The following is a 926-nucleotide window of genomic DNA, read 5'->3' as shown; positions in this document are numbered from 1 at the left end:
CCTGCAGTTGCCCGGTAGGACCCGTAGCCCGGGTAAGCGCAGCGCAACCCGGGAAGAAGCCGCATCGATGTATTTATCCCCGTACATTCCCGGTTGCGGCGTAAACGCCTGACCCGGGCTACTAGCCCACAGACGGCGGTGGACTCGTAGCCCGGGTAAGCGCAGCGCGACCCGGGAAGAAGCCGCACCGATGCATTCATCCCGGAGCAACCCAGGCTACCGACCTGCAGTTGCCCGGTAGCGCCACCGGGAAAACCGAAAAGAGCGATAATAAAAAGCCCCGGATCGCTCCGGGGCTGGCTATCACTCGTCAGTGACTATTTACGCTTAGTACGCGCCGAGATCGCTCCAGACCTGGAACTGACCGCAGTTCAGATCCGGCTGGTTGCCCTGAGACCACCATTTCACCTGGTAGTTATGGCCTTTCCAGCTCACGATTTCAAAGCTGCCCCAGTTGCTACCATAGACGGTGCTGGCATTCCACAGCGGGTAAGGCGTGGTTTCGTCAGAAGGAACAACATCATCATCTGCCGGTTGAGGCGTATCATCGGTGCGATCCTGGTCGTCAGCCGGCTCGTCCTCGGTATCATCGGTCTGAGTCGCGGCGACGACGGAGAGCACAAAGCGCTGCTGCGTTGACGGTTCACCCCAGGTATCGCGCACGAACAGGGTGAAGGTATACTCGGTATCCTCAGCCACTTTCGGCACATCGAACTCAATGACCGCCGCGGTTTTATCGGCGACGTTGATCGCCGCGGGCACGCCCCAGCTAAAGGTCAACTCGTCGTTATCTTCATCAGAAGATTTTTCGCCGGAAAGGCGCACGCGGGAGCCGCCTACCACCATCAGTTCGATAGCGGCTTTCGGCGCATGGTTTACCGACGGTTCAGGCTGGACGGTATCCTCCTCCTCTTCCTCCGGTTCAG

Annotated in this window: 1 pseudogene; it reads right to left on the bottom strand. The window is 59.3% G+C overall.

Annotation, left to right across the window (positions count from 1 at the left end):
* Window positions 1-327: 327 nt before the first annotated feature.
* Window positions 328-926, bottom strand: a pseudogene (locus FQK12_RS07805) (carbohydrate-binding protein); the annotation flags it as partial.

The organism is Klebsiella sp. ME-303 (assembly GCF_007910085.1).
Lineage (GTDB): Bacteria > Pseudomonadota > Gammaproteobacteria > Enterobacterales > Enterobacteriaceae > Klebsiella > Klebsiella michiganensis.
This window is presented reverse-complemented; position numbering and strand designations above follow the sequence as displayed.